Source organism: Amycolatopsis sp. NPDC102389 (assembly GCF_044765885.1).
GTDB lineage: Bacteria > Actinomycetota > Actinomycetes > Mycobacteriales > Pseudonocardiaceae > Amycolatopsis.
This window is the reverse complement of record NZ_JBIWKX010000007.1, coordinates 47,725-71,280: the sequence shown is the minus strand read 5'-3', so window position 1 is coordinate 71,280 and position 23,556 is coordinate 47,725. Positions and strand designations below refer to the sequence as shown.

General features: G+C 70.8%; 23 protein-coding genes and 1 riboswitch. Of the genes, 13 read left to right on the top strand and 10 right to left on the bottom strand.

The features are described 5' to 3' along the window. Positions 1-9: 9 nt before the first annotated feature. Positions 10-2,445, bottom strand: a complete 2,436-nt coding sequence (locus ACIRGA_RS08990) for a hypothetical protein (protein WP_400938388.1) — start codon at positions 2,443-2,445, stop codon at positions 10-12. An 89-nt stretch (positions 2,446-2,534) separates the two neighbouring features. Then, positions 2,535-2,601: riboswitch (cobalamin riboswitch) on the bottom strand. A gap of 187 nt (positions 2,602-2,788) precedes the next feature. Between ACIRGA_RS08990 and ACIRGA_RS08985 the strand changes: the two genes are divergently transcribed. Continuing rightward, the gene (locus tag ACIRGA_RS08985; RefSeq protein ID WP_400938386.1) at positions 2,789-3,796 is read left to right on the top strand and encodes a prenyltransferase/squalene oxidase repeat-containing protein; all 1,008 of its coding nucleotides are present in this window, start codon (positions 2,789-2,791) and stop codon (positions 3,794-3,796) included. A 96-nt stretch (positions 3,797-3,892) separates the two neighbouring features. Here the strand turns inward: ACIRGA_RS08985 and ACIRGA_RS08980 are convergent, their stop codons facing one another. Together ACIRGA_RS08980 and ACIRGA_RS08975 are read right to left on the bottom strand one after the other, a co-directional pair. Next, complete coding sequence (locus ACIRGA_RS08980) at positions 3,893-6,259, bottom strand: LuxR C-terminal-related transcriptional regulator (RefSeq protein WP_400938383.1); 2,367 nt, start codon at positions 6,257-6,259, stop codon at positions 3,893-3,895. 48 nt (positions 6,260-6,307) lie between these two features. Next, the gene (locus tag ACIRGA_RS08975; protein ID WP_400938381.1) at positions 6,308-6,904 is read right to left on the bottom strand and encodes a QsdR family transcriptional regulator; all 597 of its coding nucleotides are present in this window, start codon (positions 6,902-6,904) and stop codon (positions 6,308-6,310) included. A gap of 140 nt (positions 6,905-7,044) precedes the next feature. Here ACIRGA_RS08975 and ACIRGA_RS08970 point away from each other — a divergent pair, with 140 nt between their 5' ends. The 6 genes from ACIRGA_RS08970 to ACIRGA_RS08945 all read left to right on the top strand — a co-directional run bounded on the left by ACIRGA_RS08970 (position 7,045) and on the right by ACIRGA_RS08945 (position 12,620). After that, positions 7,045-7,902, top strand: coding sequence for a serine aminopeptidase domain-containing protein (locus ACIRGA_RS08970; protein WP_350593000.1), 858 nt, complete (start codon positions 7,045-7,047; stop codon positions 7,900-7,902). An 80-nt stretch (positions 7,903-7,982) separates the two neighbouring features. Continuing rightward, entirely contained in the window at positions 7,983-8,732 is a 750-nt protein-coding gene (locus ACIRGA_RS08965) for an ABC transporter ATP-binding protein (RefSeq protein WP_400938691.1), read from the top strand. Beyond that, positions 8,719-9,423, top strand: coding sequence for an ABC transporter ATP-binding protein (locus ACIRGA_RS08960; protein ID WP_400938379.1), 705 nt, complete (start codon positions 8,719-8,721; stop codon positions 9,421-9,423). The genes ACIRGA_RS08965 and ACIRGA_RS08960 overlap by 14 nt, the downstream gene beginning before the upstream one ends. 11 nt (positions 9,424-9,434) lie before the next feature. Next, positions 9,435-10,313 carry a branched-chain amino acid ABC transporter permease gene (locus ACIRGA_RS08955; RefSeq protein ID WP_400938377.1) on the top strand — a complete coding sequence of 293 codons (879 nt, stop codon included), beginning with the start codon at positions 9,435-9,437 and terminating at the stop codon, positions 10,311-10,313. Position 10,314: 1 nt separating this feature from the next. Beyond that, entirely contained in the window at positions 10,315-11,316 is a 1,002-nt protein-coding gene (locus tag ACIRGA_RS08950) for a branched-chain amino acid ABC transporter permease (RefSeq protein ID WP_400938374.1), read from the top strand. Beyond that, the gene (locus tag ACIRGA_RS08945; protein WP_400938371.1) at positions 11,313-12,620 is read left to right on the top strand and encodes an ABC transporter substrate-binding protein; all 1,308 of its coding nucleotides are present in this window, start codon (positions 11,313-11,315) and stop codon (positions 12,618-12,620) included. The genes ACIRGA_RS08950 and ACIRGA_RS08945 overlap by 4 nt, the downstream gene beginning before the upstream one ends. Here ACIRGA_RS08945 and fahA read toward each other — a convergent pair. From fahA to ACIRGA_RS08930, 3 genes are all read right to left on the bottom strand, one after another. After that, positions 12,614-13,795, bottom strand: coding sequence for a fumarylacetoacetase (gene fahA, locus ACIRGA_RS08940; protein WP_400938368.1), 1,182 nt, complete (start codon positions 13,793-13,795; stop codon positions 12,614-12,616). The two genes, ACIRGA_RS08945 and fahA, sit on opposite strands and share 7 nt — an antisense overlap. Further along, positions 13,792-14,634: a hypothetical protein gene (locus ACIRGA_RS08935; RefSeq protein WP_400938366.1), complete on the bottom strand. Its 843-nt coding sequence runs from the start codon at positions 14,632-14,634 to the stop codon at positions 13,792-13,794. Before ACIRGA_RS08935 ends, fahA begins: the two co-directional genes overlap by 4 nt. An 80-nt stretch (positions 14,635-14,714) precedes the next feature. Then, complete coding sequence (locus ACIRGA_RS08930) at positions 14,715-15,248, bottom strand: MarR family winged helix-turn-helix transcriptional regulator (RefSeq protein ID WP_400938363.1); 534 nt, start codon at positions 15,246-15,248, stop codon at positions 14,715-14,717. A gap of 151 nt (positions 15,249-15,399) precedes the next feature. Here ACIRGA_RS08930 and ACIRGA_RS08925 point away from each other — a divergent pair, with 151 nt between their 5' ends. Genes ACIRGA_RS08925 through ACIRGA_RS08915 form a run of 3 tightly spaced genes read left to right on the top strand, consistent with a single transcriptional unit; the run spans position 15,400 to position 17,992 of the window. Further along, a complete protein-coding gene (locus tag ACIRGA_RS08925) occupies positions 15,400-16,017 on the top strand; it encodes a DUF1989 domain-containing protein (protein WP_400938360.1) in 618 nt (205 codons plus the stop codon). Beyond that, entirely contained in the window at positions 16,014-17,126 is a 1,113-nt protein-coding gene (locus ACIRGA_RS08920) for a tRNA-dihydrouridine synthase (protein ID WP_400938357.1), read from the top strand. Before ACIRGA_RS08925 ends, ACIRGA_RS08920 begins: the two co-directional genes overlap by 4 nt. Further along, a complete protein-coding gene (locus tag ACIRGA_RS08915; RefSeq protein WP_400938354.1) occupies positions 17,123-17,992 on the top strand; it encodes a polysaccharide deacetylase in 870 nt (289 codons plus the stop codon). The genes ACIRGA_RS08920 and ACIRGA_RS08915 overlap by 4 nt, the downstream gene beginning before the upstream one ends. On the opposite strand, the gene ACIRGA_RS08910 is transcribed toward ACIRGA_RS08915, so the two are convergent. Beyond that, positions 17,980-19,539: a helix-turn-helix domain-containing protein gene (locus ACIRGA_RS08910; protein ID WP_400938351.1), complete on the bottom strand. Its 1,560-nt coding sequence runs from the start codon at positions 19,537-19,539 to the stop codon at positions 17,980-17,982. The two genes, ACIRGA_RS08915 and ACIRGA_RS08910, sit on opposite strands and share 13 nt — an antisense overlap. A 116-nt stretch (positions 19,540-19,655) precedes the next feature. Between ACIRGA_RS08910 and ACIRGA_RS08905 the strand changes: the two genes are divergently transcribed. Then, positions 19,656-20,282, top strand: a complete 627-nt coding sequence (locus ACIRGA_RS08905) for a ClpP family protease (protein ID WP_400938349.1) — start codon at positions 19,656-19,658, stop codon at positions 20,280-20,282. Continuing rightward, positions 20,279-20,869, top strand: coding sequence for a ClpP family protease (locus ACIRGA_RS08900; protein ID WP_400938347.1), 591 nt, complete (start codon positions 20,279-20,281; stop codon positions 20,867-20,869). The genes ACIRGA_RS08905 and ACIRGA_RS08900 overlap by 4 nt, the downstream gene beginning before the upstream one ends. Here ACIRGA_RS08900 and ACIRGA_RS08895 read toward each other — a convergent pair. Continuing rightward, positions 20,866-21,198, bottom strand: coding sequence for a helix-turn-helix domain-containing protein (locus ACIRGA_RS08895; protein ID WP_016335567.1), 333 nt, complete (start codon positions 21,196-21,198; stop codon positions 20,866-20,868). The genes ACIRGA_RS08900 and ACIRGA_RS08895 overlap by 4 nt on opposite strands. A gap of 45 nt (positions 21,199-21,243) precedes the next feature. Continuing rightward, positions 21,244-22,188 carry a helix-turn-helix domain-containing protein gene (locus ACIRGA_RS08890; protein ID WP_400938345.1) on the bottom strand — a complete coding sequence of 315 codons (945 nt, stop codon included), beginning with the start codon at positions 22,186-22,188 and terminating at the stop codon, positions 21,244-21,246. Between the two features lie 71 nt (positions 22,189-22,259). Here ACIRGA_RS08890 and ACIRGA_RS08885 point away from each other — a divergent pair, with 71 nt between their 5' ends. Then, a complete protein-coding gene (locus ACIRGA_RS08885; protein ID WP_400938342.1) occupies positions 22,260-22,595 on the top strand; it encodes a cupin domain-containing protein in 336 nt (111 codons plus the stop codon). Here ACIRGA_RS08885 and ACIRGA_RS08880 read toward each other — a convergent pair. Then, the gene (locus ACIRGA_RS08880; RefSeq protein ID WP_400938341.1) at positions 22,580-23,245 is read right to left on the bottom strand and encodes a pentapeptide repeat-containing protein; all 666 of its coding nucleotides are present in this window, start codon (positions 23,243-23,245) and stop codon (positions 22,580-22,582) included. The genes ACIRGA_RS08885 and ACIRGA_RS08880 overlap by 16 nt on opposite strands. Between the last annotated feature and the right edge of the window lie 311 nt (positions 23,246-23,556).

Here is a 23,556-nt window from a genome sequence, read left to right as displayed (position 1 = left end):
TGTTACCCCCTATTTCTTGGTGAAACGGCGAAGTACGAAGACGAGCGCGAGCACGGTGAGCAGGAGCAGCACGGCCAGCCCGACGAGTCCCCAGATGACCCAGGCCGGCTGGGCGTCGGACTGGGCCGCCGCGAGCGCCTGGGTGTCGGCGGAACGTGCCTCCGACAGCGGAAGGCGGACAGCGGGTGACAGCGGCGAATCCGCGGCGGTGAGCCAAGAGCGGCCCGCGACCCCTTGCGCGGCGGCCAAACTGGTCGAAAAATCGGTCTGACCGTCGGCTCCCTTGGCGAATCCGCCATCGGCTTGGACGAGTCCGCCCAGCGATCGCGCGGTTCCGCTCGCGTCGAGGCCGGCGGTCTGCCGCGCGGCGGCGACGGCGGCGCTGAGCGCGGCGTCCGCCTCACCGCCCTCTCCGGTCACCATCCCGTGGCCGTCGGGCCGGACGCCGAGCGCCCCCACCGCGGAGACGAACGCCGACACGCGCCGCTCGGTCCAGCCGTCCGGCCGCCTGGCGGTCGGCGCGGCATCGGTGTGCGGACGGGCGGCCAGCGCGGTGACCGCGGCGGCTGTCGCGGCGAGGTCGCCGGAACCGCACTCCGCCGTGTCGAGGTGCTTCGGGAAGGTTCCGTCCGCGCACTGGCGGGACAGGAGCAGTTCGACCGCGGGACCGGGATCGGCGGCGGTCGCGAGCACCGCCCAAGCGTGCCGCTCGACCGTCTCGTCGGCGTCGGCGAACGATCCGGTGTCGGTGAACTCGCCGTCGGCACCGCGCAGTTTCACCAGATCGGCGCGCAGCTGCCCGGCGACGTCCGCCTTCGCGAATTCGGCGACGAGCACGAGCTTCGCGAGCGGTCCGGCGTACGACGCCTCGCCCTGTTCGTACGGTGCGCCGTGGCCATAAGCCTTCACAGCTTCGGGCTTCAGCAGGAACTGCGAGGCGCGGGCGACCGAGTCCGGCTGCTGGTCCAGCGCCCGCAAGGCCAGCACGAGATCGGCGGTGGCGTCGTAGTCGACGTAGGTCTTGCCGTCCTCGGTGACCTCGACATGGTCGCCGCCGACTAGCCGGTTCGCCAAGTAGGCGCCGAGCCGGGAAGCCGGTGTCGCCGTGTCCGGGGTGGTGATCGCCGGTGTCCGCATCCGGACGCTAGCCGACGCCCTGGGCGTGCCGGGCTTCTTGGGCATGGGCGGCGCGATGGTGGTCGTGGTCGTCACGGGAGCCGGGTTTTCCGGGACGTCGATGGCCGGCGGCGGAACCTTGCCCTTCGCGAGCGAGTAGAAGCCGATCTGGGACAACCCGAGCGAGGCCTGGGCGCTCGCGCGGATCCAGGTGTCGAGCCCATTGATGCCCGATGAACGCGCGGCCGCGTAGGAAGCCGGGTCGTAGGCGATCGCGCCGAGCTCGCCCGCGAGCTTGTTCCCGGAGTCGGCCGCGGCGTTCGCCTGCGCGGATCCGAGGTACCGCAGCCCCTTGTCCACCGCCGCGTCCGCGCCGCCCGCGTCGGCGAGCGCTTGGAGGATCAGGCCGGTGCTGTTGGTGTTCGGCGCTTCGGTGCCGACGCCGCCGCCCCAACCGCCGCCGGGGCTCTGGTTCGCCTTGAGCCAGGAGACGGTCTTCGCGATCGGGGCGTCGAGACCGGCCGCGCCCGCCTTCTTCGCGGCCAGCATCGCCGAGAGGGCGAGGCCGGTGGCGTCGCCGTCGGTCGGGGAGAGATCGAGCGGCTTGCCCTCGTCGCACGTCGAGACCTTGCGGCCGTCCGGGGTGACGTGGTCGCCGGTCTCCTTCGTCGGGATATAGGCGAAAAGGACGCGGAAGTAACCCTCGGAACACTGCTGGGACAGCAGCTTGTCGAGGGCGAGCCGGTCGTTCACGCCCGCCGCGGCGAGGCCGATCACACCGAGCGCCTGGCCGAACATGTTCGCGTTGTTGCTCACCGCGTCGGCGAGAGCGGGATCCTTGGCGTAATCGCTGATCCGGCCCTTGTCCGGCCCCTTGCGCATGATCGCGCCCTGCGTCTCGGCGACCAGGTCGTAGCCGTCGAAGTTCCGGGGGTTCCGGCCGGAGACCTGGGCGGCGACCAGCGTCTTCGCCGCGGCGCCGCCGACGATGATCTTGTCGTATCCGGCGCCGGGAGCGAGCCCGTCCCAGGTGAAGTAGTCGGTGGCGTGGCCCTGCTCGTCGAGGAACTTCACGATCGGCTCGGCCCGCGCGCCTTCGCCCGCGGCGTACATCGCGAAGAGCACGTCGAGCATCAGGCCGTGGTCGGGCAGTGAGCCGCCATTGGGGTTCTCGAGTGTGCCGTCCGGCTTGAGTTTCGTCGCGAGCCAGCGGGAACTCGCCTTCGCGGCGCCGGGATCGTTCGCGGCCGTCGCCGTCCCGCTGAGCAGCGCGGCGATCACGGCGACGCTGACGGCGAACGCCGATGCGGCCAGGTACCCGCGGCGCATGACTCCTCCTTGCGGCATGGCGGAGGACAGCGCGAGACGCCGCGGTCACCCCTGTTTATCGCGACAGTGGTTCGTTCGTCCGCCCGTTCGGTATCCCGGCTCGCCCCGCGAAGGGCCTACGGTTGCGCGACAGCGCCGGATTTCGACCGGCTTCCCCGTCACGGGCGGCGGTGTTCAGTTGTCGAACCAGCCGAGGTTAACACCCGATCACCTCCGGCAGGCACCGCTGACCAGGTCGGTCGTCAGGATCACACCGGCTCTTCGCGCCCGGCGGTATCCCGGCGCTCGGCCGGGGTGAGACTCTTCGGTTCGTTCATCGCGGTCGTTGGGGGAAAGGGTTCTCATGAGACGTTGGGTTTTCGCCGTCGCCATGCTGTGCGGCATCGGGCTGATCGCCGCTCCGGCGGCGAACGCGGCCACCCGGGACAAGGCGGACGCGGCCGCGGGCTGGCTCGCCAGGCAGATGACCGACGGGGAAAGGTTCGAGGCCGACTTCGGCGGCCAGAAGTTCCCGGACCAGGGCCTGACGATCGACGCGATCTTCGCGTTCGCCGCGGCGGGGGCGTCGGACACGAACGCGGGCAAGGCGATCGACTGGCTGGCGAAGCCGGAGATCACCACCGGCTACGTCGGCGGCGGCACCGAGTCCTACGCGGGCGCGCACGCCAAGCTGCTGCTCGCCGCGCAGATCCGGGGGAAGAACCCGGCGTCGTTCGGCGGCGTCGACCTGAAGGCGGGTCTGCTCTCGCTGCTCACGCCGTCCGGCAGGTTCTCGGACCGGTCCGAATACGGCGACTACTCCAACGCCCTTTCGCAGTCGCTCGCGCTCCTGGCGCTGGAGCGCACGCCCGGCGGTGCCCCCGCGCCGGCCGTGACGTTCCTCGCGGGCACCCAGTGTCCGGACGGCGGTTTCCCGCTGAACTTCGGCGAAGCGACGTGCACGAGCGACGTCGACGCGACCGCGACGGTCGTGCAGGCCTTGCGCGCCACCGGTGACCCGGTGAACGCCGGCGAGGGCACCTCCTGGCTGGTCACGAAGCAGCACCCGAACGGCGGCTTCGGTTTCGGTACGAACGCGCCGAACGCCAACAGCACCGGCCTCGCCGCGGAAGCGCTGGCCGGGCACCGTCCCGCCGCCGCGATCAAGGCGCGGGAATTCCTGCGGTCACTGCAGTCCGGCTGTGCCGGCGCCGAGGCGGACCGCGGCGCGATCGCCTACGACACCACCGGCCTGAACCCGTCGACCGCTCCGCGCGCGACCGCGCAGGCGATACTCGGCCTGGCCAGGATTCCCCTGAGCGACCTGCACGGCGGTGGCCGCCCGCAGGCGCCGGTCCTCGCCTGCCCGTAACTCACGTGATCAGAGACGAAACTCGCGTGATTGGAGGCGTAACTCGTGTGTTACGCCTCTGATCACGCGAGTTACGCCTTCGATCACGCGAGTTCGTCATTCGCCGGCGGCGACGCGGCGCGCGAGCTCCACGCGCGACCGCACGCCCAGCGCGGTGAAGATGTTCCGCAGGTGGTGATCCACCGTCCGGTGGCTGATCACCAGCCGCCGCGCGATCTCCTTGTTCGTCTCCCCCGCCGCCACCAGGCGGGTGATGGCGTCCTGTTGCGGGGTGAGGCCGGCGAGCGATCGGTGCGGCGCGTCGACGGTCTCGCCGGTCGCGCGCAGCCCGGCGCGGGCCCGTTCGGCGAACCGGGTCGCGCCGACGTTTTCGAAGCCGCGCAGGGCATCGCGGAACTGGTCGCGGGCGTCGCGGGTCCGGCGATGCCGCCGGAGCAGGGTGGCGTAGGCGAACCGGGTCCTGGCGAGTTCCACCGCGCCGCCCGCCCGCCGGTGCGCCTCGATGGCCAGCCGGAAACGGTGCTCCGCGACGTCGGGATCCGGCGCGGTCAGCGCGTGACAGCGGTGGCTCAACGCGAGCCAGCAGGGTTCCGCGCCGGCCAGGGTCCAGCGGTCGAACACCTCCAGCGCGGCCAGGGCCCGCTCGGGGCGGCCGGAACTCACAGCGGCCTCGACGAGTTGCGGAGTGGCCAGCACGCGGATCACCGGCTGGTCGCCGGAGACGCCCGAGGCGAGATCTTCGAGCCTGCTCAGCGCGTCGTCGGGCCGGTCTTCGGCGAGGTCCAGACAGGCGTTCGCCCACGCGGCGACGGCGGCGGGCCTGCCGAGACCGCGTTCGGCGATGCCCTCGGTCGCCTCGTCCAGCTCCGGTGCGCGGTCACCGAGGAGCGCGGCGGCCAGCCCCAGCAGCGTGAGGTGTTCCATCCGCAGGTTGTGCGGCGCGCGCAGGCCGTCGCGGGACGCCGCCCGCGCACACGGGATCCGGTCGAGCGCGATAGCCGAAAGCGCGAGGTAGATCAGCGCCCACGGCAGTTCCGCGTGCCGTTTGCCGAGCCGCGCGCGGCTCACCGCCGCCGCCGCGTACTCGTGCGCCTGTTCGGCATGCCCGCGAGCGAAGGCCGCTTCGGCGGCCCAAACGGCTCCGGCGACGTCGGTGTCGGCCATCCCCTTGGCGACGGCATCCTTCAGCGGAGCGACGGCGTCTTCGTGACGTCCGGCGTAAACCGAGGTCAGACCGTGGAAATGGGCGGACACCAGCCCGTCGTCCGCCGGGACCGTCCGGGCGAGGGCACGGTAGCCGCTCAGGTCGCCGCCGAGCCGCCGCGCCTCGCCCGCCAGCAGGAGCGCGGCGGCCGGATCGGGCAGCAGTTCCGCCGCCGTGCCGAGTTCGTGGGTGGCGACGGCGGGATCGCCGTCACGCAGCTCGATCTCCCCGTGCAGCAACGCCACCGCGCCCGGTTCGGCGTCCACTTTGGACAGCAGCAGCCGGGCCCACCCCGGTCTTCCCGCTTGCCAGGCCGCGTCCGCCGCGGCCAGTAGCCGGTTCGCCCGCGTGGCCGGATCGGCGGTCAGGGCGGCGGCGCGTTCCAGGTGCCGCGCCGCGGCCGCGTGATCCACCGCGGGTGCCGCGGCGAGCGCGTCCGCGAGCGGCTCGGACGGCGTGGCCGTCGCCATCGCGCGATGCCAGAGCGCGTCCGGCCCCTCCTCGACGGAGGCCAGGCGCGCGTGCGCGGCCCGGCGGTCGGCCGGGGACGCCGCCGCGTACCAGGTCGCCTTCCTCGCGGAAAAGTCCATGCAGCCGGCGAGAAACCGGAGACGCTCGTCGAGCCGCATCGCCTCGATCTCGGCCGCGTACCGAGGCAGGCGATCCCGCAGGATCGGCGAAACCGGCTCGCGCCCGGCCGCCTGCGCGGGCGTCAGCGAAGCCGCCAGCGCGACCAGATCGGCGGGATTCCCTTCGCCCAGCTCGACCAGCTGCGGGCGCACCCCGGCGGGCACCCCACGGTCGCGCAGGACCTGATCGGCGGCGGAATCGCTCAACGGTGGCAGCTCGACGGAGTCGAACTCGTCCGATCCGGATCGCGACGCGAGCACCATCCCGACCGGCGCGCCCGCCAAGCGTCGGGCGGCGAAACCCAACGCCGCCAAGGACTCCGGGTCGACCCAGTGCGCGTCGTCGACCCAGCAGAGCGTCGGAGCCGAGGCGGCGCCGAGCCGGTCTCGTGCCTCCGCCCCGCTGGAGACCGACGCTCCGAACATCCGATGCAGGGCGCCGTACGGCAACGCGCTTTCGGCTCGCAGGCCCCGCACACCGACGACCCGGACGCCGAGAGTGGCGCGCAGCGCGGTGAGTAGGGCCGATTTGCCGAGGCCTTCCGTGCCGCGGACCAGCACGGCGCGCCCGGCCACCGACCGCAGCCCGCCGAAGAGGTCGTCCCTCCCCCGCAGCGGGTACACAGGCATCGGCGCCTCCTCGAGATCCTTCTCGATGAAACACCAGGCGCAAGTGTTTCACAAGGTTTTGCTCGGCACCCGTCCTTCCACGAGCGCTCCGAGCAGCGTCGACGCCGCTTCGAGATCGGGGGTCCGGGAGGCCAGGACATCCGAGTACAGGAAGGCCTCCCCCAGCCGCACGATGGCGTAACAGAGGCTGTCCAGGCCGACCGCGGGCACGAAGCCACCGTCCTCGACGTCGCGGCGCAGGAGCTCGACATGCGCGGCGATCACCCTCGGCTGGACACGTCCGTCCGGGTCGGTGAGCAGCCTGATCGCCAGCACCGGCTCGTCGTCGAGGAAACGCCGGAACCCCGTGCTCGCCGCCAGCACGGACCGGTACTCGCGCATGATCGAAAGACAGCGCAGTTCGCCGGCCGCGTTGCGCACCACGTCGCCCTCTTCGCGCTCCCAGGTGCGCGCGGCGGCCGTCAGGGTGCGCTCGGACAGGTAGTAGAGGGCATCACCGAGCAGGTCTTCCCGGTTTCCGACGCGACGGAACAGGGTGCTACGCGAGATGCCCAGATCGTGGGCGAAGGCGGAGGTGTCGACGCGGACGCCGCGATCGATCCACCGTGCCGCCACGCGGACTATGTCCTCGGCTGAGGGATTCACGATCGCCGATCGTACGGGCGCCCGGACCGGCGAGGGCGACCGCGGAGCAAGACTGGCGATTTCACCGATGCAGGCGCCTCCGCCCGTTTGTCACAGTCCATCACCACGGACTGTGTTCAACGGCGAACGGAGACGGCACCATGCGTAGTACGACCCGGATCCTTTGTGGACTGGCCACCGTCGCGGCACTCACTGTCGCTCCGACGGCCTACGCCGCCGAGAACCCCTACGAACGAGGACCCGACCCGACCGAAAGCAGCATCGAAGCCTCCCGCGGTTCGTTCGCGGTGTCGCAGACCTCCGTGTCGAGCCTGGCCGTCACCGGCTTCGGCGGCGGAACCATCTACTACCCCACCAGCACCGCGCAGGGCACGTTCGGCGCGGTCGCCATCTCACCCGGGTTCACCGCGACCCAGTCGAGCATCGCGTGGATCGGCCCGCGGCTGGCGTCGCAGGGATTCGTCGTGTTCACGATCGACACCAACACGATCTACGACCAGCCCGACAGCCGCGGCGACCAACTGCTGGCCGCCCTCGATTACCTGACCCAGCGCAGCACCGTCCGGTCCCGCATCGACACCACCCGCCTCGCGGTGGCCGGCCACTCCATGGGTGGCGGCGGTTCGCTCGAAGCGGCGCAGGACCGGCCGTCGCTACAGGCCGCGGTGCCGCTCGCCCCGTGGAACACGCAGAAGTCGTGGTCCTCGCTGAAGGTGCCGACGTTCATCATCGGCGGTGAGTCCGACACGGTCGCGCCGGTGGCCTCGCACTCGATCCCGTTCTACACCAGCATTCCCGCGTCGGCGGAGAAGGCGTACATGGAACTGGACAACGCGAGCCACTTCTTCCCCAACACGGCGAACACGACCATGGCCAAGTACACGATCTCGTGGTTGAAACGGTTCGTGGACAACGACACCCGCTACGAGCAGTTCCTCTGCCCCGCCCCGGACGACCGCACGATCAGCGACTACCGGGACACGTGTCCGCACGCCTGAGCGTCACCGGCCCCGGCGCACCCGCGCCGGGGCCCCCTTCCGCCGTTGGGAGTTCTTGCGTGACCTTGTCGACCTTCGAGATGTCCGGCGTATCGGTGACCTTCGGTGGTCTCGTCGCGTTGTCGGACGTCTCCCTGACCGTCGCCCCGGGCCGGGTGCTCGGCGTGATCGGCCCGAACGGGGCGGGCAAGACCACGCTCTTCAACGTCGCGTGCGGTTTCGTCCGCCCGGACACCGGCGGGCTGACCTGGCGCGGCACGGAACTACGGCGGCTGCGCCCGCATCACCTCGCCGGCCTCGGCATCGCCCGCGGCCTGCAGGAGCTCGGCCTGTTCGACCGGATGACCGTGCTGGAGAACGTCCTCGTGGGCGCGGGCAGGCACGCGAAATCCGGCTTCTGGTCCTCGTTGCTGGGGCTGACGAAGGACGAGAAGGCCTTGACGCAACGAGCGATGACGCAGCTGGAGGACTTCGGCATCGCCGACGTCGCCCATCGGTATCCTCCCAGTCTTCCTTACCCGATAAGGAAAAGGGTCGCTTTGGCGCGAGCGCTGGTGAGCGAGCCCGACCTGCTGTTGCTCGACGAACCGGCCGGCGGCCTGTCCTCGGCCGAGATCGACGAGGTCGGCGAGCTGGTCCGCGGCTTGACCGAACGCATGTCGGTGCTGCTCGTCGAGCACCATATGGATCTGGTGATGGGGGTCTGCGACGAGATCGTGGTGCTGGACTTCGGCAGGGTCATCGCGCACGGCACCCCGGACGAGATCCGCGCGGATCCGGCGGTCCAGGCGGCCTACCTCGGCGAGGAGGTGGCCGGTGCTGACCGTTGAGAACCTTTCGGCGAGCTACGGCCCGGTGCGCGCACTCGATTCCGTGAGCCTTTCGGCCGCCGAAGGCGAGATCACCGCGGTGCTCGGCGCGAACGGCGCGGGCAAGACGACGTTGTTGCGCACCATCTCCGGGCTCGTCCGGCCCACAGGAGGCCACGTCTCGCTCGGGGGCAGGGATTTGCGCCGAGTGTCCACAGAGGACCTACCGGCGCTGGGTCTCGCACATGTTCCCGAAGGCCGCGGCGTACTGGCCGAACTGACCGTCGAGGAGAACCTGCGGCTCGGCGCGCTCGGGGCACGCGGCCGGGCGACGACCGCCGACCTCCGCCGGATCTACGACCTCTTCCCCGTGCTCGCCGACCGCAAGAACGGTCTCGCGCACGTCCTTTCCGGCGGGGAACGGCAGATGCTGGTCATCGGCCGCGCGCTGCTCTCCCGGCCGAAGGTGCTCCTACTCGACGAACCGTCCCTGGGGCTCGCGCCCCGCATCGTGGCGAGGATCTTCGGGCTGCTGCGCGGTCTCGTGCACGACGAAGGCCTGGCCGTCGTGCTGGTCGAGCAGAACGCGCGCAGCGCGCTGTCCATCGCCGATCACGGCGTCGTGCTCAACCTCGGGCGGGTCGTCGTCCGGCGGGACGCGGCCGCGCTCGTCGCGGACGACGCCCTCCGGCACGCCTACCTCGGATTCTGAAAGGGAGCCCTGTGCAGCAACTGCTGACCACCGCGCTCACCGGCCTGACGCTGGGCGTGGTCTACGCCGCGTTCGCGCTGGCCCTGGTGCTCATCTGGCGGGCCACGCGGATCGTGAACTTCGCGCAGGCGCCGATGGCGATGATCACCACCTACGTCGCGCTCGTCCTGATCGACGCGGGCTGGTCGTACTGGGCGGGTTTCGCCGTCGCCCTGCTTTCGGGACTGGTGCTCGGCGCGCTGGTGGAACGGTTCGTGATCCGGTTCGTGTCCGGGAAACCCGAGATCAACGCCGTAATCCTGACCCTCGGGTTGTTCATCGTGCTGCACGCGCTGGCGGCGCTGGTGTTCGGCTCGCGGTACCGGTCGTTCCCGGCGCCGTTCGGGCTCACCGGCTTCCAGGTCGGCGGCACGACGATCGCGCTGACCGGGTTCGGCGTGTTCACCGTCGCCGCCGTCGGCGTGGTGCTGATCGGGCTCGTGGTGTTGTTCCGCGGCACCGATCTCGGCCTGCGGATGCGGGCCGCGGCCTTCGACCGGGACGTCGCCCGCCTGCTCGGTGTGCGGGTCGGGCGGATGCTCACCCTCGGCTGGGCGCTGGCCGCGCTCGCCGGTTCGCTGTCGGGTCTGCTGATCGCCGGCGGCGGGCTCGTCCATCCGTCCTATATGGACGGTGTGGTGGTGTACGGCTTCGTCGCCGCGGTGCTCGGCGGGCTGGACAGCCCGGTCGGCGCGGTCGTCGGCGGCGTCGTCCTCGGCCTGTCGCTGAGCTTGGTCAGCGGCTACATCGGCGCGGAACTGGTGCCCCTCGCCGCGCTGGCGCTGCTCATGGCGGTACTGCTGCTCAAACCCGGCGGCCTGTTCACGAGCGTCCGCGAACGGAGGGTCTGACGTGGTGCGCCGTCATCTGCCGGCCGCGCTCGCCGCGCTGGTCGTCGTCGTACTCGTCCTGGAGAATTCCGGGCCGTTCCTCACCGCACAGTTCACCACGATGGCGTATTTCGCGATCGCGGCGGGTGGTCTGACCGTCCTGACAGGACTCAACGGGCAGCTCTCCCTCGGGCATGGCGCCTTGATGGCCGTCGGCGCCTACTCGACGGCGCTCCTGCTGAAGACGGATTTCCTTCCGCTGCCGGTGATCCTGCTCCTGGCGATGCTGATCACGCTGGCCGTCGGGGCGCTCGTGGGAGTCGCCGCGGCGAGGCTGCACGGGCCATATCTCGCCGGGGCGACGCTCGCGCTCGCCGTCGCCGTTCCCGGGATCCCTTTGTTCTTCGGCGAAGTGCTCGGCGGCGAGCAGGGCTTGCCCGTACGGATGCCGGAGATACCCGCCTGGCTGGCGGACGCCGCGTACTTCGTCACCGGCCAGGACCTCACGTCGATCCGTTACCTCGCTTACCTTTCGTGGCTCGCGGTGATCATCGTCTTCGTCCTGCTGGCGAATTTGTCCCGCGGCCGCGTCGGACGCGACTGGCGGGCGGTACGGGACGAGGACGTGGCCGCGGAGCTGGCCGGGATCGACCTCGGCCGCACGCGGGTGCGGGCGTTCGTGGTCAGCGCGGGCTGCGCGGGGCTGGCCGGAGCGTTCATGGCGTTGTCGGCGCGGCTGGCGGCGCCGAGCGGTTTCGCGCTGACGCTGTCGCTGCTGCTGGTGTCCGCGGTGGTGCTCGGCGGTCTCGGGAGCCTCACCGGAGCGCTCGCCGGGGCCGCGCTGCTGACCTTCCTGCCGCCGCTGGTGACCGGCGCGGGGACGGATCTCGGCCTGTCGGACGTGCAGGCCGCGCATCTGGCGCCGTTGATCTACGGCCTGGTCACCGTCCTGATCGTGCTGCTCGCTCCCGCCGGTCTCGCCGGCGGGCTGCGGAAACTCATCCACCGGAGGAGAACTTCATGAAACGCTGGACCAGGGCCGTGGCCGTCTTCCTGGCCGTCACGGTCACCGCCGCCTGCGGCGCGGGCGGCAGACCCGAGGGCGAACAGAAGGGCTCGACGGTCGGCGTCACCGACACGACCATCAAGATCGGCGCGCATTTCCCGCTGACCGGCGTCGCCGCGCCGGGCTATAGCGAGATCCCGAGCGGTCATCAGGCCTACTACGACTACGTGAACGCGAACGGCGGAGTCAACGGCCGCAAGATCGAGTTCGTGGTGAAGGACGACGGCTACAACCCGACCACCACCAGCGCGGTCACCAACGAACTGGTGCTCAAGGAAGAGATCTTCGCGATGGTCGGCGGCCTCGGCACGCCGACGCACAGCGCGGTCGTCGACTTCCTGAACAACTCCAAGGTGCCGGACCTGTTCGTGTCGTCGGGTTCGCTGCGCTGGGGCGACGATCCGAAGAAGGCGCCGTTCACCTTCGGCTGGCAGCCGGACTACGAGATCGAAGGCAAGATCATCGGCGACTGGGTGCGCAAGAACCTGCCGAACGCCAAGGTCGGTCTGTTCCTCCAGGACGACGACTTCGGCCGCGACGGCGAGAAAGGCACGCGGCGCTACCTCGGCCAGCAGATCGTGGAGGTCGCGAAGTACTCGCCGGGCAACACCGACATCGCGCCACAGATCGCGAAACTCAAGGCCGCGGGCGTGGATCTGGTGCTGGGCTTCACCGTTCCGTCGTACACCGCGCTTTCGCAGCTGGCGTCGCTGAAGATCGGTTTCAAGCCGAAATGGTTCTACAGCAACGTCGGCTCCGACCCCGCGCTCGTCGGTTCGCTGCTCGCGCGGTTCTCCGAAGGCAAGGTGACCAACGGCGCGTCGCTCATCGACGGCGTGGTCACCACCGAGTACCTGCCCGGTGTCGACGCGCCGGACAACGCGTGGACGAAGCTGTGGCAGAACGTCTGGAAGGCGCACGGCAAGGGCGGCGACCTGACGAACTACCGGATCTACGGCATGGCGCAGGCGTACACGTTCGTCCAAGCGTTGCAGGCGGCCGGAAAGGACCTGACGCGGGAACGGATCGTCGAGGTGCTCCAGCAGTCCGGGAAGTCGTTCGAGGGACCGGGTCTCGCGCCGTTCCGCTACTCGGGGGACAACCACCTGGGCATCTCCGGGATGTCCGTGGTCGAGCTCAAGGGAGGTGTCGGCAAGGACCTGACTCCGGTTTTGGTGACCGGCCTGGGCGATGCCGTCATCGAGGCGAACGACTCGGCGGCGAACGACGCGCCGCCGCCCAACGGGATCCCGGGTCAGTGAGTGTTCGCCGGCAGAACGCGTCCCCGCACCTCGCCGAACCCGATCCGCGAGCCGTTCGCGCCGGGCGCGGTGCCGGTGATCACGACCTCGTCGCCGTCCTGCAGGAAGGTGCGTTCCTCGCCCTTGACCGTGAGCGGTTCCTTGCCGCCCCAGGACAATTCGAGGAACGCGCCGCGTTGGCGCTTCTCCGGTCCGGAGATCGTGCCGGAGCCGTACAGATCACCCGTGCGCGACGACGCGCCGTTGACCGTCAGGTGCGCGAGCATCTGAGCGGGCGACCAGTACATCTCGCGGAACGGCGGGCGGCTGACCTCCTCACCGTTCCACTCGATGGCCAGATCGATGTCGAGCCCCCACGGGTCGCTCTCCCGCAGGTACGGCAGCGGCTCCGGATCCGTCTGGCCAGGCAGCGGGATCCGCGCGGCCTCCAGCGCCAGGATCGGCACCACCCAAGGGGAGATCGAGGTCGCGAAGCTCTTGCCGAGGTGCGGGCCCAGCGGGACGTATTCCCACGCCTGGATGTCGCGGGCCGACCAGTCGTTGAGCAGGACCGCGCCGAAAACGTGGCGGGGGAAGGCATCCGGCGTGATCGGGGTGTTCAGCGGCGTTCCGGTGCCGACGATGAACCCCATCTCCGCCTCGATGTCCAGCCGCGCGCTCGGCCCGAACACCGGCGACGCGTCGGCCGGGGCCTTGCGCTGACCGCTCGGGCGCACGATGTCCGTACCGGAGACCAGGACCGTGCCGGACCGCCCGTGGTAGCCGACCGGGAGGTGCTTCCAGTTGGGCAGCAACGGTTCCGCGTCGGGGCGGAACAGCCTGCCGACGTTCGAGGCGTGGTGTTCCGAGGCGTAGAAGTCGACGTAGTCCGCGACCTCGATCGGCAGGTGCAGGGTCACCCGTTCGATCGCGTGGACCGCGCCGTCGGGAACCTCGCCGGCGACCAGGTCGCGGATCCGCTCGCGGACCGCCACCCAGCTGTCGTATCCCTGCGCCATGAACGGGTTCAGCGTCGGCGCGGCGAACACGTCGTCGCCGAGCGCCGCGGCCAGGTCGACGACGGAATCGCCGACACGCACGCCGACGCGCGGGGAATCACCGTCGACGGAGAACACGCCGTACGGCAGGTTGTCGACCCCGAACAGCGAGCCTGCGGGGATGTCGATCGTGGTCATGCCTCTCCTCGGGGCGCCTCGAGCAGGCCGAGTCCGGCCAGTTCGGTCAGGGGGTCGGTGATGCTGCAGGTGCCGAACGACGTGAAAGCCGCGCGGAGGGCGGCGACGCGATCCGTGCCCAGCGCCCGAAGCCGCCCGGCGATGACGTCGCCGTCTCGTTCGGCGAGAACGGCTTCGGCGTCGCCGCCGGTGAGGACGGCGTCGGTCGCGAGCATCAGGTTGAGGAAACCGTGCTGTTCGAAGCCGGTCTCCGGATCGGTGTTGCGAAGGGCGTGGTGCAACCCCGCGGTGGCCTTGAACGGAACACCCGCTTCGACGGCCGCACGGACCGCGGCGGCGAGTTCCGCTTCACCGGGATACAGGTCTGCCCGGACGCCGCCAGTGCGGAACTTCGCGTGATGACCGGTGCCGGAAAGGGCGGTCAGCAGCGGGATACGCCGCTCGTCACGCGGGATCTCGACGAAGACCGGCGCGGTGGCGCGGGAAAGCGCGGCGAGCAGTTCGTCCGGGCCCATCCCCTCCGGGACGGTGATCTCGAGCGCGTCGAGTTTCACCGGGAGCTTGGCGATGGCGTCGAGCACGCCGTCGAGCTGCGCGGGTCCGCCGGGCAGGGTCACCGAGACCGGCAGCGGGACCTCCCGGGCATCCAGCACTTCGGCGAGGTCGCCGAGCGCGGTGGCGGCGATGACGAGCGGCCCGACCAGGCCGGCGTACCAGGCGGAGACGTGCTCGTCGTGCGCCGCGACGGCGTCCGGCAGCGGGGCCAGCCCCGGCGGGAACACCGCGGCGTCGTCGCACAGCCCGGCGAAGAGCGCGGGAATCCGTCCGCCGTCCACCATGGTCTCCTCCTCGCCGATTTAGTTCACACTTTTACTACCCCTCGGGCAGCGTAGTCCGGTCCTCCTGGCGACGGGAAGGCCTACTTGCGGCTCCGGGTGCCGAACTCGGCGCGGCTGGTGATCAGCTTGCCCAGCAGCATCACGAGGATGCGCTGTTCGGTCTCGGTCAACGCGTTCGTCCAGCCGAATTCGCGCTCGTTGTGCTCGCGGAAGACCGAGACCATCTCCTCTTGCCCGGCCTCGGTCAGCGACAGCCGCACCGAACGGCCGTCCCGTTCGTCCGGGACTCGGTCGAGCAGCCCCTCCGCGACCAGCGTCTTGACCAGATTCGACACCGCGGCCCGGCTCATCCCGGTCAGCCTGGCGGCACTGGTCGGTTCGAGCGGTCCGGCGAGCCAGACCACGAACAGCAGGCGGAACGCCGACCAAGACCGCCCGCGCGGCCGGTGCACGGCGGCTTCGAGGTCGTAAGTCACCAGGTCGGAGGCACGATTGAGGGTCAGGAGGACCTCGGTCGCCAATTGGTGACGGAAGCCGTACTCGTGCGCGAGCCGCCGGTTCGCCAGCGCCACGAACGACCAGAAGTCCAGCCCGGCCGCATCCACGTCTTCCATCTCGGAACACTAACCCGGCTTCGCGAAAATGGTCAAAGTCGAAACTATCTCAACCCGGGACCTGCGTGATTGGAGGTTTGCCCAGTCCGCAAGCTTGATAATGGAGGTTTCTCCATGGCGAGCCGACCGTCCGCACCGGTTTGCTGGGGGCATGAGCAGAACGGAAGTGCCACCAGGGACCGCCAAGGCCGTCCGCGTGGCCGCAGGGGATCTGGTCCGGGTGATCGACGTCGACGGTGGCCAGGTCGGTGACGTGTTCGCGTTCCGGGACGGCGGCGGTACCGAACTGACCGAGCACCACAGCGCGGCGCATACCCGCGCCGGCGTCGACAGGCTGTTCCCCGCCGTCGGCGAGTCCTTCCTGACCGACCTGCGCCGCCCGATCCTGACGCTGGCCGGAGACACCTCGCCCGGCGAACACGACATGCTCATCCCGGCGTGCGACCCGGCCCGGTACACCGCGCTGGGGGCGCCGGGGCACCGCTCCTGCGCCGCCAACCTGCGTGAGGCACTGGCAGACGAAGGCCTCGGCTTCACCGGCCCGACGCCACAGCCGATCAACGTCTTCATGCGCGTCCCGGTCGGCGAAGGCGGACGCCTGAACTGGCTCACCGCGATCTCGCGGCCCGGCGACGCGGTGACCCTGCGGGCCGAGATGGACTGCGTCGTCGTGGTCTCCGCGTGCCCGCAGGACCTCGTCCGGATCAGCGAAGCCGGACTCTCCCCACTCGCCATCGAAACCGTCCACAATGGAGGAACCCGGTCATGACCACCACCGTCGAACACCCCGCGCTCGCCCCGATCGCCCTCGGCGGCCTCGCGCTGCGCAACCGCTACGCCGTCGCCCCCATGTCCCGCGTCTCCGCGGCGCCCGACGGCACCCCGACCGGCGAGATGGCCGACTACTACGCCGAATTCGCCCGCGGCGGCTTCGGCCTGGTGTTCAGCGAGGGCACCTACACCGACACCGCGGCCAGCCAGGGCTACCTCAACCAGCCGGGCCTCGCGCGGGACGAGCACGTCGCGGGCTGGCGGGTGGTCACCGCCGGAGTCCGCGCGGCGGGCGGCCGGATGATCGCCCAGCTCATGCACGCCGGGGCGATCTCACAGGGCCATCCGAACACCGTCGGCCCTTCGGCCATCCAGCCGCGCGGGGAGATGATGCGCGCGTACGGCGGTTCCGGGCCGTGGCCGGTCCCCCGCGAACTGACCATCGCCGAGATCGACGACGTCATCGACGGTTTCGCCGCCGCGGCCGTGCGTGCCCGTCAAGCCGGGTTCGACGGCGTCGAGGTGCACGCGGCCAACGGCTACCTGCTCGACCAGTTCCTCACCGACTACACCAACCACCGCACCGACTCCTACGGCGGACCGGTCAAGAACCGGATCAGGCTGACCGCCCGCGTCGTGACCGCCGTCGCCGAGGCCGTGCCGGAGCTGATGACCGGCGTCCGGCTGTCGCAGACGAAGGTCAACGACTTCACCTATCGCTGGCCCGGCGGCCGCGACGACGCCGAGGTGATCTTCGCCGCGGTCGCCGAGGCGGGCGCGCAGTATTTGCACATCGCCAGCGAAGGCCGGAACTGGCTCGAAACGGCGAAGCTGGCCGACGGCGGCACGATCACCGCGCTCGCCCGGCGGATCACCGGCCTGCCGGTGATCGCCAACGGCGGGATGCACGATCTCGCGCAGGCGCACGAGGTGCTCACCGGCGGGCACGCCGACCTGCTGTCGCTCGGGCACGGCGCGCTGGCCAACCCCGACCTGCCCGCCCGCGTCGCCGCGGCGGAACCCCTGGCCGAGTTCGACCGGGCGATGGTCTCCCCGACCGTCACGGTGGCGAACGCGCGCCGTTGGCGGGAGAGTCGGCAGGCGTGACCGAAGCAAGCTGGCACGGCGGCGCGGCCGCGGTGGCGACCCTGACCTTCGACGTGGACGCCGAGTCCCCGATCCTCGCGCGAGGACGGGGCTACGCCGAACACCTGTCGACCATGTCCCATCAGGCGTACGGGCCCCGGGTCGGGGTGCCGCGCATCCTCGACCTGCTCGACGAACTGGCCGTGCCCGCGACGTTCTTCGTGCCGGGCTGGGTCGCCCAACAGCGGCCCGGCCTCGCCGCCGCCATCGTGGAACGGGGACACGAGGTGGCCCACCACTCCTATAGCCACCGGCCGCCGACGACGATGACCGCCGCCGAACAGCGGGCCGATTTCGAACGGGGCATGGCGGTCTTCGCGAGCCAGGGCATCGAGATCAGCGGGCATCGCGCGGCGGGCTGGGAGTCCACTTGGGACACTCCCGCGCTGGTGGCCGAACACGGGTTGAGCTACGACTCGTCCTTGATGGCCGACGACCGTCCGTACCTGATCGAGACCGGGGCGGGCCGGATCGCCGAGCTGCCGGTGCACTGGTCGCTCGACGACTGGGAGCAGTACGCGTTCCTTCCCGCGCCGCAGATCGGTTCGGTGATCACCTCGCCGGTACAGGTGCTGGAGATGTGGCGCGCCGAGCTGGACGCGATGCGCCGCTATCGATGCCTGTTCAACCTGTGCCTGCACCCGTTCCTTTCCGGCAGGCCGGGTCGGCTGGAGGCCGTGCGTTCGCTCATCGAGTTCGGGCTCGGCCTCGGCGACGTCCGGTTCGCCCGGTGCCGGGACGTGGCCGCCGCGGCGCTGGCCGATCCGGCCTTGCCCGCGGAACCGTTGCGGCGCCTCGAAATCGACCCGGCGGTCTATCCGGACTGAGCCGCCTCCAAGGCCAGGAACAGGTCGACCCGGTCGGCGGTCCGCCCGACATCGCGGCCGGTCAGCTCGGTGACCTTGGCCAGCCGGTTGCGCAAGGTGTTGACGTGCACGTACAGCGCCGCGGCGGTGGCCGCCCACTGGCCGTCGTGGTCGAGGAACGCCCGCAGGGTCGTCTCCAGGTCGCCGTCGCGGACGCGGTCGTGCTCGCGCAGCGGGCCGAGCAGGGCGTCGGCGAAGGTGTGCCGCCACTGCTCGTCGTGCGACTCCAGCAGCAGCCGATAGCTGCCCAGCTCGGCGAAACTCGCCGCGACCGGCCCGCCGCGCCTGCCCCGGAGCACGCGGCAGGCTTCGCGGCTGCGTGACAGCGGCACCCGCAGTTCGGCCGCGCCGGAGACGGGATCGGCGAGCCCGACGACCACTCGCCCGCCGGAGAGCCGGTGCGACACCGCCGCCGCCAGCCGTGGCGCGAAGGCGGCGGGCGACTGCCTTCCCGAACGGAACGGCAGGACCGCGACGACGTCCCGGCTGCCCGCCGCCACGACCGCGGGCAGCCCGTCCGCCAGCAGGAAGTCCGTCACGGCTTCCGCCATCCCCGCCCGCGTCGCGGCTTCTTCCCCCGCGAACGCCAGCGCGATCACGGACAGGGGCCCGTCCGGATCGACTCCGAACGCCCGCAGCCTGCCGGGCACTTCCGCGGCGCGCTGTGCACCGGAGAGCACCATGTCCAGCAGCTCGACGGCGAACCGCATCTCGATCGCCTGCACCGCCTGGTGCCGGGCCACTTCGAGGCTGAGGTAGCGGGCGGTCTGCTCCAGCGCGTCCCGCTCCTCGCGCGTCAGCTCGGCCACGGGACGCAGGCACAGCAACGCCGCGTCCGCGTCGCCGATCGCGCCGACCGGGAACAACGCCGCCCGCGTCCCCGCGCCGAGATCCGCTTCCAGCGGCGGCGGATGACCGGCCAGCGCCTCCGCTGCGGCACGCGTCTGCCCGGCGTCCAGCTCGGCGCCGTCGGACGCCAGCTCGCGGCCCATCCTGTCCACGACCGCCAGCGGGAGCTCGTGTTCCCGGCGGAGGACCGCGAGCACCCCGGACGCGCCCGCGCCCCTCGACAGCGCCGAGGTCAGCTCGTCCCCTCGGCGCACCAACGACATCAGCGCGTTCTGCCGGTCCGTGGCCTGGATCGCGGCCGCGGCGCGGGTGACCGCCGTGAACGGCACCGCCACCGAGATCTCCAGCAGCGGCAACCCGGCTTCCCGGCAGGCGTCGGCGAGCCCCGGCGGGGTATCTTGTCGCTCGACGCGCAGGCCGAAGATGATCCCCGCCGCTCCGGCGCCGGCCACTCGCGCGACGAAGTCCGCCGGATCCACCCTGTCCAGCCACAGGCCGTTGGTCAGCACGACCTCGTGCTCGCGCACGTACGGCCCGGGATCGGGGAGCTCGGTGTTGTGCACCCACAGCACCTGCTCGGTCAGCGCCCCGTCGCGGCCGGGGACGACCACCCGCAGTTCGAGTGCCGGGTCGTCGACCAGGGCCGCCAGGGTCAGCATGACGGTGAATATATCCGGCCACGTACGTCCTTTATGGATGAACGCCCTGCTGTGGGCTGATCCGCTCACAGCAGAGAAACCGGCGGGCGGCCGGGCTCCGGCGGCATGGTCGGGGCATGACCGACTACGAGAAGCAGCCACTCTTCGACCAACGGCAACGGGAACGGTTCTTCAGCCAGCGCGTGCTGGTCCTCGACGGCGCGCTCGACGACGACAACGGGACGGTCCTCACCACCCAGCTGCTGTCGCTGGCGAGTGAGGATCCACGCAAGGACATCGCGTTGTGGATCCATTCGCCCGGTGGTTCGGTCCCCTCGATGCTGGCGATCCGCGACGTGATGCGGCTCGTGCCGTGCGACGTCGCCACCCTCGCGCTGGGGCTGGCGTGCAGCGCCGGGCAATTCCTGCTCTCCGCGGGCACCCCGGGCAAACGCTTCGCCCTGCCGCACGCGCGGATCCTGATGCACCAGGGCTCGGCGGGTATCGGCGGCTCGGCCGTCGAGGTGGAGGTGCAGGCGGACGATCTGCGCTACACGCGGGACACGGTGCTCGGGCTCATCGCCGACGACACCGGGCAGCCCATCGACCGGATCTTCGCCGATTCCCTCCACGATCGCTGGTTCACCACCGAGCAGGCCCGCGAGTACGGCTTCATCGACCACATCGTCGAAAGCCTCGACCAGCTCGTCCCCGTCCGCACCCACAAACTCGGCCTCGGCACGGAAAGGGGTGCGGGCGCATGAGCACCTACACCATCCCCAACGTCATCTCCCGCAGCCCCGGCGGCGAGCGGATCATGGACGTCTACTCGCATCTGCTGTCGGAACGGATCATCTACCTCGGGACCGCGATCGACTCGGGCGTGGCGAACGCCCTGATCACGCAGCTGCTGTACCTGGAGGCGGACAATCCCGAGCAGGAGATCAACCTCTACATCAACACCGAGGGCGGCGACCCCTCGGCGATGCTCGCGCTGTACGACACGATGCGCTTCATCAAGGCGCCGGTGGCGACGACCTGCGTCGGCCAGGCCGTCGCGGCGGGCGCGATCCTGCTGGCCGCCGGCGAGGCCGGGCACCGGTTCGTGCTGCCGCACACACGGGTGGTGCTGCACCAGCCCGCGGCGCAGGGTCGCGGCACCATCCCGGACCTCATCCTGCAGGCCGACGAGGTCGTGCGGGTGCGGACGCAGCTGGAGGAGATCCTTTCCGCCCACACCGGCCGCGCCGTCTCGGACCTGCGCCACGACACGGACCGGGACCGCGTGTTCGACGCGGCGGGCGCCGTCGCCTACGGGCTCGCGGACCGTGTCCTCGACGAACGCGTTTAAGCGGCCATCAGCACCGGCCCTCGCGGGCGGCGGCCGACCGCGAGGCCCGTGCTGCCGCCCCGGCTGATCGTGCCCGCGATACCGAAGAGCAGCTCCGCGAGGTCGAGCCCGAGCGCGCCGGTGACCGCGGCGATCATCTCGCTCGACGGCTCCTTGCGGCCGCGCTCGATCTCGGAGAGGTACTGCGGCGAGATCCCGGCGCGTTCCGCGACGTCGACGAGGCGGCCGCCCTGCTCCTCCCTCGCGGCGCGCAGGCTCCGGCCCAGCACGTCACGCCACAGCGGTTCCGGTTCGGGACGCTTCTGCTGGAAAGGGAGGATGTCCGCCATACGGTCATCGTGACACCGGGCCGGGGCCCGCGCGCGCCGTTCCGCTCAAGGCGAAACAGTGCCCCGGAACGCGCGCCGGTACGCACCCGGCGTCGTGCCGACCTGATCGCGGAAGCGGCGGCGGAGGTTCACGGCCGACGTCAGTCCGACGCGGGCCGCGATCACCTCCACCGCCAGGCCGGTCTCCTCGAGCAGGGTGCGCGCCTCGGTCACCCTGCGCGTCAGCAGCCATGCCCCCGGCGTGGTGCCGAGCTGATCGGCGAAGCGCCGGGCCAGCGTGCGCGGCGAGACGTTGAGGTGCGCGGCGAGATCGCCCACCGACAACGGCGTCCCGAGGCGGGTGCCCGCCCATTCGAGGAGACCGTCCAGCTCGTCGCCGGGCGGCGGGGCCGGGACGAACTGTGCCTGACCGCCGTCGCGATGCGGCGGCATGACCATGTGCCGGGCGACGAGGGCGGCATGCGCGGCGCCGTGGTCACGCCGGACGAGGTGCAGGCAGAGGTCGATCCCCGCGCCCGCCCCTGCGCTCGTTGCGACGTCGCCGTGGTCCACGTAGAGCACGTCCGGCTCCACCCGTATCAGCGGGAACTCCTCCTGGAGCTGAGCCGCGCGCGCCCAGTGCGTGGTCGCCGACCTGCCGTCCAGCAGCCCGGTGCGGGCCAGCGCGAAGACACCGGAACAGATGGTGACGAGCCGCGCTCCCCTGGCGTGCGCGCGCAGGAGCGCCCGGCGCACGGGGGCGGTCAGCGGTGCCTCGACCGGGGACCAGCCGGGGATGAGCACGGTGTCGGCGTCCGCCAGCGCGGAAAGGCCCCGCGTCACGGACATCGCGTACCCGGCCGTGGTCGGCACCGGGCCGGGTTTCTCCGTGCAGACGTCGAATTCGTAGTACCGCGGCACCCCGGCCCGCTCCGTGCCGAAGACCTCGGCGGCGATCCCGAGTTCGAACGTCGACTGCACCGGCCGCACCAGTGCCCTCACGCGATGCATGGCAGGAAAGTACCCCATGGTGTCTTCCCTGACACTGTCCGGCGGCCCGGAGGCCACGGCAGCATGGGTTCATGCACTCCGAGATCCTCGCCCAAGAGGGCTACACTTCCGTCTCTGTCAAGGAATCCCCCACGCGCGAGCTCTTCCCCGGAATCCGCCTCCGTCCACTGTGGACAGGAGCGGGCGGCGCGCACGCGAATCTGCTGGAAATGGATCCCGGCACCTCGTGGCCGCACCGCGACGTCCACGAACCGGGCCCCGAAGAGGTGTTCGTCGTCTCCGGCACCTTCAACGACGGCGCGCGCGACTATCCGGCCGGAACCTTCCTGCACGCTCCGGCCGGTTCATGGCACGTGCCCGCGTCGGCGACCGGGTGCACGCTCTTCGTCTTCTACCCCGAGGGCTGAACCGACAAGCCGCTCTCGGTCGCGAGGATCCCCGCGATCGAGACGGCCTGCTCGGCGGTGATCTTCGCGCCGCGCAAGGTCAGCAGACCGCGGACGCCGGACAGGCGCGAGCCGCGGAGATCGCAGCCGACCGCCGCGGTCGCCGCGAATTCCGTTTCGATGAACTCGCAGTCCACGAAGGTCAGCCGGGACAGGTCGCCGGAGAACACGGTCTCCCGGAACGAACATCCGGAGAACACGACCGAGCCCTTCACCCGCTCGACCGTCACCGAGGCGTAGTCGAACCGCGAGTTCTCGACGTACAGATCGGTGGCGGAGGTGATCGCCACCCCGAGCCCGATCGCCCGGCAGCGCAGGATTTCGACCCGGCGGGCCGACAGTTCGCGGATCGCCGCGTTGGACAGGTCGACGCCTTCGAGGACCACGTCGGAGAGCGTCAACCGGTCGAGCCGGGCGTTCGCCAGGCTCACGTCCGAGACGAGGGAACGCGCGATCTCGCCGCCACCGCGGGCGCCGTCCTGCTCACCACCGTCGAGCTGGACGGAGTCGAAGTCGAAATCGCCGTTGAACACGGCGGGTTCGCTTTCGAGGTCGTCGCGCTCGACCGAAGGCCGCCGCACCTTGATGCCGTCGAAATCCCGGAAGTCCACGAGCGGGACCGTACCTGAGGGCCCCGACAGCGGCGTACTCATCTCTCGCCGCCCGCGTGGCGGGTAAGACGTTATACATACTTTCGGCCCTGTTCAGGGTACGTCGTTACTTGTTCCGGCGTTTTCCGGTTCGCCCGGCGTCGAATCCGCATCCGGCACGGCGTCCGATTCCGGCAATTCGCGGCAACGCATATTTCGATCGCCCGACCGACCGGAATAATCGGATTTCTACCGGCACTTACCCCGCCATTACCAACACCTTGACTTGCTGGTCTTTTCGAGTGATCAACAGTCATGATCACCTTCGCCAA

Coding starts and splice junctions, on each gene's coding strand:
- ACIRGA_RS08990 (WP_400938388.1), bottom strand. CDS start 2,445: ATGCGCCGCGGGTACCTGGCCGCATCGGCGTTCGCCGTCAGCGTCGCC.
- ACIRGA_RS08985 (WP_400938386.1), top strand. CDS start 2,789: ATGAGACGTTGGGTTTTCGCCGTCGCCATGCTGTGCGGCATCGGGCTG.
- ACIRGA_RS08980 (WP_400938383.1), bottom strand. CDS start 6,259: ATGCCTGTGTACCCGCTGCGGGGGAGGGACGACCTCTTCGGCGGGCTG.
- ACIRGA_RS08970 (WP_350593000.1), top strand. CDS start 7,045: ATGCGTAGTACGACCCGGATCCTTTGTGGACTGGCCACCGTCGCGGCA.
- ACIRGA_RS08965 (WP_400938691.1), top strand. CDS start 7,983: ATGTCCGGCGTATCGGTGACCTTCGGTGGTCTCGTCGCGTTGTCGGAC.
- ACIRGA_RS08945 (WP_400938371.1), top strand. CDS start 11,313: ATGAAACGCTGGACCAGGGCCGTGGCCGTCTTCCTGGCCGTCACGGTC.
- fahA (WP_400938368.1), bottom strand. CDS start 13,795: ATGACCACGATCGACATCCCCGCAGGCTCGCTGTTCGGGGTCGACAAC.
- ACIRGA_RS08935 (WP_400938366.1), bottom strand. CDS start 14,634: ATGGTGGACGGCGGACGGATTCCCGCGCTCTTCGCCGGGCTGTGCGAC.
- ACIRGA_RS08930 (WP_400938363.1), bottom strand. CDS start 15,248: ATGGAAGACGTGGATGCGGCCGGGCTGGACTTCTGGTCGTTCGTGGCG.
- ACIRGA_RS08925 (WP_400938360.1), top strand. CDS start 15,400: ATGAGCAGAACGGAAGTGCCACCAGGGACCGCCAAGGCCGTCCGCGTG.
- ACIRGA_RS08920 (WP_400938357.1), top strand. CDS start 16,014: ATGACCACCACCGTCGAACACCCCGCGCTCGCCCCGATCGCCCTCGGC.
- ACIRGA_RS08910 (WP_400938351.1), bottom strand. CDS start 19,539: ATGCTGACCCTGGCGGCCCTGGTCGACGACCCGGCACTCGAACTGCGG.
- ACIRGA_RS08905 (WP_400938349.1), top strand. CDS start 19,656: ATGACCGACTACGAGAAGCAGCCACTCTTCGACCAACGGCAACGGGAA.
- ACIRGA_RS08900 (WP_400938347.1), top strand. CDS start 20,279: ATGAGCACCTACACCATCCCCAACGTCATCTCCCGCAGCCCCGGCGGC.
- ACIRGA_RS08895 (WP_016335567.1), bottom strand. CDS start 21,198: ATGGCGGACATCCTCCCTTTCCAGCAGAAGCGTCCCGAACCGGAACCG.
- ACIRGA_RS08890 (WP_400938345.1), bottom strand. CDS start 22,188: ATGCATCGCGTGAGGGCACTGGTGCGGCCGGTGCAGTCGACGTTCGAA.
- ACIRGA_RS08885 (WP_400938342.1), top strand. CDS start 22,260: ATGCACTCCGAGATCCTCGCCCAAGAGGGCTACACTTCCGTCTCTGTC.